The 6,197-nt window shown below is 61.9% G+C and carries 4 protein-coding genes; all 4 read right to left on the bottom strand.

Annotated elements, in window-relative coordinates; genetic code table 11:
* Window positions 1-143: 143 nt before the first annotated feature.
* The gene (locus QOC89_RS13515; RefSeq protein WP_323045472.1) at window positions 144-1,649 is read right to left on the bottom strand and encodes a DEAD/DEAH box helicase; all 1,506 of its coding nucleotides are present in this window, start codon (window positions 1,647-1,649) and stop codon (window positions 144-146) included.
* Window positions 1,650-2,199: 550 nt separating this feature from the next.
* Entirely contained in the window at window positions 2,200-3,636 is a 1,437-nt protein-coding gene (locus tag QOC89_RS13510) for an aldehyde dehydrogenase family protein (RefSeq protein WP_323045471.1), read from the bottom strand.
* Between the two features lie 110 nt (window positions 3,637-3,746).
* Window positions 3,747-5,399, bottom strand: coding sequence for an acetolactate synthase large subunit (locus QOC89_RS13505; RefSeq protein ID WP_323045470.1), 1,653 nt, complete (start codon window positions 5,397-5,399; stop codon window positions 3,747-3,749).
* 279 nt (window positions 5,400-5,678) lie between these two features.
* Window positions 5,679-6,047 (bottom strand): MliC family protein, encoded by a 369-nt coding sequence (locus QOC89_RS13500; RefSeq protein ID WP_323045469.1) that lies wholly within the window; start codon window positions 6,045-6,047, stop codon window positions 5,679-5,681.
* Window positions 6,048-6,197 lie beyond the last annotated feature (150 nt).

The following is a 6,197-nucleotide window of genomic DNA, read 5'->3' as shown; positions in this document are numbered from 1 at the left end:
TGCCGCCCCGCACAGGGGCAACGCTAATAGACCACTAAGAAACCAAGGAAAGGCCCAAAAAAACCCAGCTCAAGGAAAGGCCAACGCTACAAGCACAGCACCCAAAAGCCCCGCGCAGCCCCACCCCAAATTCCAAAAAAAAATCACGAAGACGAAGTCAACTTCCTCGGCATTCCAAACCCACCGAGCAACGCCGCCAACGGCTGCTTCGACCCACCCTTCTGCGGAGCACCAGCAGACGAAGACGAACCTGAACCCGAGGCCGCCGCCTCCTCAATCTTCCGAATGGAAGCCGCCGAAGGCTCATAAGGCTTAAGAAAAAAATCATCCACAGGCGGCGCACGATGATGATGCGGCCGATCATACGACCCCGAACCCGAAGCCCCTGAACGCCGGCGACCGCCGCGCTCATCACGACCTTCCGCACGGCCATCGACACGCTCACGCCGCGGCGCACGCTCTTCATGGTGATGCCGCACCGGCGTGTCCACAACCAGACGTTGCACCTCCAAAGGCCGTTTGATCAGCTTCTCAATATCGGCAAGCTGCTTACGCTCGTTCGGGCTGCACAGCGACAACGCATCGCCCGAGGCCCCGGCACGCCCAGTGCGCCCAATCCTGTGCACATAATCCTCAGCATTGAACGGCAGATCGAAATTGATCACAGCGGGCAGCTCGGCAATATCCAGACCACGCGCGGCGACATCAGTCGCCACCAAAGCCTCGATCTCGCCACGCTTGAATGCATCCAGAGCCTGCATCCGTTCATTCTGCGTGCGGTCGCCGTGAATCGCCGTGGCGATCACACCGTCGCGCTCGAGACTCCGCGCCAAACGGCTCGCGCCGATCTTGCTATTACAAAACACGATCACCTGCTTGAGGTTGCGATCGCGAATCAGTTTGACGACAGCGCCCGTCTTGTCGCCCTCGGCCACTTCATAAACAGTCTGCGTCACATTGGTCGCGGTCGAATTGCTGCGTGCGACTTCGATTGTCTGCGGGTCGCGCAGATAGGTGGCGGCAAGCTTCTTGATTTCGCCCGAGAACGTGGCCGAAAACAACAGCGTCTGACGTTCTTTCGGCAGCAGGTTCAGGATGCGCTGCAAATCCGGCAGGAAGCCCATGTCGAGCATCCGGTCGGCTTCGTCGAGCACGAGGATCTGCACCTGACCCAGGTTGGCGGTTTTCTGTTGCACGTGATCGAGCAGGCGGCCCGGCGTGGCAATCAGAATTTCCACGCCGCGGCGCAGTTGATCGGATTGCGGATTCATGTCGACACCGCCGAACACCACCGCACTGCGCAGCGCCGTGTGCTTCGCATAGGCCTGCACATTCGCGGCAACCTGGTCGGCGAGTTCGCGGGTCGGCGTGAGGATCAGCGCGCGCACCGGATGGCGGGCGGGCGATGCGCTCGTGCTGGCCTGCGGCAGCAGACGCTGGATGATCGGCAGCGAGAAGCTCGCGGTCTTGCCGGTGCCGGTTTGCGCGGCGCCCATCATGTCACGGCCGGCCAGCACGACGGGAATCGCCTGCTCCTGGATCGGCGTAGGGATGGTGTAGCCCGATTCTTTGACGGCTTTCAGGATATCGGGCGCGAGGCCGAATTGATCAAAAGTCGCAGTGCTGGGCGTAACGGCTGTGTCGGACATGGTGGCTTTCGCTAAAAATGCACTTGGCGCGGGTGCGCACGGCAGCGGTCGGAACCGCAGAGGGCATCAGGATGAAGGCGGAGCCACGGCGTTCCGCACGGGGACCCGTCAGTATTACGGGAAAAAATGCGGCCGGCTCCGGCCGGCGGAAACACCCGCCGGAAAGGCCGGTATTGTAGCACTTCAGCAAAAACACTCATGGCGCATCTGCCCACTTTCTGCTTACGCAGGCGAAAGCCAGCCGGGGGACGTCGAATAAAGCCCTGAAAAATTGCGGAGAGACCGCCCAACGCCTTGCCGGCGAGCGTAGTTCGTTCACACGACAGTTGCATGACAGCACGAGCTTCCTGTCCTGCAGCCGGCCACCGGGCGTAAAGCAGAGCCGGACTCTGCCGCGTGCGCCCTTCCGGCACGGTGCCCGAAGAAGGCCCCGGGCGGCCGCCAGCTCATCGCGGCAGCTCATTGAGCGGGAAATTCAGGCCGCGGAAGTACGAACGCGGCGGCAGGTCGACGCCGCCATACATCGTCGCCGTCACCGCCTGAGCAAGCCTCACCACGTCTCGCGCATCACCATCAACCTCATCTCGGTCATATCCTCGATCGCGTAGCGCACACCCTCGCGCCCGAGCCCCGAATCCTTCACGCCGCCATACGGCATGTTGTCGACCCGGAACGACGGCACGTCATTGATCACCACGCCGCCCACGTCGAGCACATCCCACGCGCGATGCGCATGGGCGAGCGAATCGGTGAACACACCGGCCTGCAGGCCGAAGTCGCTATCGTTGACGGTGGCCAGCGCGGCGTCGAAATCGTCGAAACGCTCCAGAATCGCCACCGGTCCGAACGCTTCCTTACGATACAGATCGGTGTCGCGCTTCACGCCCTCGAGCAGGGTGGCCTCGAACATCGCGCCGTCGACCTTGCCGCCCGCGACGATCTTCGCGCCCGCCTGCACCGCGCTTTCCATCCAGCCGGCGAGACGTTTCGACTCGGATTCGGAGATCATCGGTCCGACAAAGGTCTTTTCGTCCTTCGGATCGCCCATTACCAGCGACTTCGTTTTGGCAACCAGCTTCTCGCGCAGCGCGTCGTAGAGCTTCGCATGCACCAGAATCCGCTGCACGCCGATACAACTCTGCCCCGACTGATAGAACGCGCCGAACGCCAGCCGGTCGACCACGTAGTCGAGCTTCTCACTCTGATCGCCGTCGACGATTGCCGCCGCGTTGCCGCCCAACTCCAGAATCACCTTCTTCTTGCCGGCCTTTTTCTTCAGCTCCCAGCCCACCGCGGGCGAGCCGGTAAAGGACAGCAGCTTGAAGCGCTCATCGGTGGTGAACAGGTCGGCGCCGTCGCGATGCGCCGGCAGAATCGAGAACGCGCCTTTCGGCAGATCCGTTTCCGCCAGAATCTCGCCCATGATCAGCGCGCCGACCGGCGTGCGGCTCGCCGGTTTCAGCACGAACGGCACGCCGGCCGCGATCGCCGGCGCGACTTTGTGCGCGGTCAGGTTCAGCGGAAAATTGAACGGCGAGATAAACGAGCACGGCCCGATCGGCACACGCTTCACATAGCCGTGATAGCCCTTCGCGCGCGGCGAAATCTCCAGATTGATGATCTCGCCGTCGATGCGCACCGACTCTTCAGCCGCCACCTTGAACGTATCGATCAGGCGCGTGACCTCGCCTTTCGAGTCGTTGATCGGCTTGCCGGCCTCGATACAGAGCGCGAGCGCCAGCTCATCGTAACGCTCGCGAAAGCGCTTCACGCAATGTTCGAGCACCGCTTGACGCTTGAACGGCGGAAACGCGCGCAACGCGGGCATGGCGTCGACGGCGTAACCGATCGCTTTGTCGATTGCCGCCGCGTCCGCCATCGCCACGCGGGTCGCCACTTCACCGCTGAATTTATCCGTGACTTCGAGATCGGTATTGGCGGCCACCGCAACGTTCGCCAGGTAGTACGGGTAAGTCTTGTTCAACATGACACGTTCTCCTTTCCGACAACTGACATGAGTCATGCGGCCAGCAAGGGCTATGCCCCGCTGCCGCTCATCGCTGTTCCGTTCATCGTTACGCGTTCACCGTTACGCGTTCACAGCTGGGCGGAGAGCCGTTTGATCTCGCGATTCAGCACGCGCTCGTTGTCCGAGTAGTCGATTGGCAGATCGATCACATGTACGCCGGGCGTCGCGAAACATTCGCGCAGCAACGGCGCGAACTCCGCAGCCGATTCAATCCGATGACCTTTCGCGCCGTAACTCTGCGCATACGCGACGAAATCCGGATTGCTCAGGGTCATGCCGTAGTCCGGGAAGTTCATGTTTTCCTGCTTCCAGCGGATCATGCCGAACGCGTCGTCACGCAAAATCAGGATCACCAGATCGAGCTTCAGACGGACTGCCGTTTCCAGTTCCTGCGAATTCATCATGAAGCCGCCGTCGCCGCATACCGCCATCACCTTGCGGTCCGGATGCACGATTTTGGTCGCGATCGCCGACGGCAAGCCGGCGCCCATCGACGCCAACGCGTTGTCGAGCAGCAGCGAATTCGGTTCGTGCGCACGGTAATAGCGCGCGAACCAGATCTTGTACATGCCGTTGTCCAGACACACGATGCCATCCACCGGCGTGGTCTCGTAGACGTCGTTGACGATCCGCACCGGGTACATCGGGAAACGGTCGTCGTGCTGGCCTTTGACCAGATGCTCTTCGAAGTGCTGCTTGATTTCCTTGAAGCGCGTGAAGTCCCAATGTTCCTGCCCCTCCTTGAGACTTTCCTTGAGCTGCCAGACCGCGTTGGCAATATCGCCGACCACTTCGATCTGCGGGAAATACACCGTATCCACTTCCGCGCCGAGAAAGTTGACGTGAATCACCGTCTTCTCGCCGGCGTCGCCGCTGCGCATGAAGAACGGCGGCTTCTCGATCACGTCGTGGCCCACGTTGATGATGCAGTCCGCGTGATCGATCGCGCGATGCACGAAGTCGCCGTCGGACAAAGTGGCGTTGCCGAGCCACATTGGGTGCGATTCATCGATCACACCCTTACCCATCTGCGTCGTGAAAAACGGAATGCCGATCTGGTCGACGAATTCGCGCAGCATCTTGGTGGTGGTCTTGCGGTTGCCGCCCGCGCCGATCATCAGCAACGGATGCTTCGCCTTCGTGATCGCCTCGACCGCCCGCGCCACCGCCTTTTCTTCGGCGACCGGACGGCGGCTGAAGCTCTTCGGAATCGGCTTGCCGTCGCCCTCTTCATCGGCGACGTCTTCGGGCAATTCGAGGTGCACGGCGCCGGGCCGCTCCTCTTCCGCCTGGCGCACCGCCTCGCGCACCGAGGCCGGAATGTTGGCGATCGATACGATCTGCCGCGTGTACTTGGTCAGCGGCTCCATCATCCGCACGACATCGACGATCTGGAAATGCCCCTGCTTGCTCGACTTGATCGGCTTTTGTCCGGTCACCATCAGCATCGGCATGCCGCCCAACTGCGCGTAAGCGGCGGCGGTCACGAAGTTGGTCGCGCCCGGCCCGAGGGTGGACAGACACACACCGGTGCGTCCGGTGAGGCGGCCATAGGTGGCGGCCATGAAACCGGCCGCCTGTTCGTGACGCGTAAGGATCAGGCGAATTTTCGAGCGGCGCAGCGATTCGAGCAGATCGAGATTTTCTTCACCGGGGATGCCGAACACGTACTCGACACCTTCGGCTTCCAGCGATTTGACGAACAGGTCCGATGCTTTCATGGAGGGTCTCGCTTGGTGAAACGGACGCGGGCCATGGGCCCATCCGTTGAGGTCGGAAAACGGACGATCGAACACGACGACAGCCACCCGAACCGCGCGCGGCCGGACATAACGGTGACAGCGGGGACAGCAGTAACGGCGGACACAGCGGATGCCATGCCGGACAGCTTACTACTCGAGCAGAAAGGATGTGCGCAGGCGGGCAGCGCCGCGCGGCGGTAGCAACGTGAAGGCCAGGCGAGGAAGGCGGCATACTCGAGGAAAGCCGCCGCAGCATGCTCAGCGATTGATGGTGACGCAGTCGGACAGCATCGGCGGGGCGTTTTCGCCGTCTGTCGCGTCGTACAGGTCGGCGCGCGGACCCTTGGTCCACCAGGTGTAGCTGCCGGCCTGATATTTGGCGCCGGAGCCCGATATCGTGTTGACGAACAGCAGTTGCTGGCCCTTTACGGGCACGAGCGCGAAGCTCTGGCCGTTCGCGGTGTTCCAGTAGGTCACTTGCAGAATCTTGCCGGTCGCGCAGGTGTATTTGTGCGTCTGGCGATTCTTGGCCTGAATCTCGGCGAGGCGCGATGGCGCGGCCCAGGCAGTGCCATAGAGCGCCGCGAGAGCCGCTACCGCGGTGATTGCAACAAGCCATTTCTTCATGAGATGCCTCGATCGTTGCTGCGTATCAAACACGGGCGCCGCGCGTTGCACCGCGGCTGGGGTTGTCGCCATGTTGCGGCTGGGTGGGCGCCCGGAATGCGATTGCCGCCATGTTTTTGCGGCTGCGTTGCATGCCCGGAAACGCTCACG

The organism is Paraburkholderia sp. (assembly GCF_034668105.1).
Taxonomy (GTDB): domain Bacteria; phylum Pseudomonadota; class Gammaproteobacteria; order Burkholderiales; family Burkholderiaceae; genus Paraburkholderia.
Note: the sequence above shows the minus strand (reverse complement) of the source record. Positions and strands in the feature narration are given on the sequence as shown.

What these genes read in the sequence shown, in the direction of transcription:
- QOC89_RS13515 (WP_323045472.1), bottom strand. Translation starts at nt 1,649, where the DNA reads ATGTCCGACACAGCCGTTACGCCCAGCACTGCGACTTTTGATCAATTC.
- QOC89_RS13510 (WP_323045471.1), bottom strand. Translation starts at nt 3,636, where the DNA reads ATGTTGAACAAGACTTACCCGTACTACCTGGCGAACGTTGCGGTGGCC.
- QOC89_RS13505 (WP_323045470.1), bottom strand. Translation starts at nt 5,399, where the DNA reads ATGAAAGCATCGGACCTGTTCGTCAAATCGCTGGAAGCCGAAGGTGTC.
- QOC89_RS13500 (WP_323045469.1), bottom strand. Translation starts at nt 6,047, where the DNA reads ATGAAGAAATGGCTTGTTGCAATCACCGCGGTAGCGGCTCTCGCGGCG.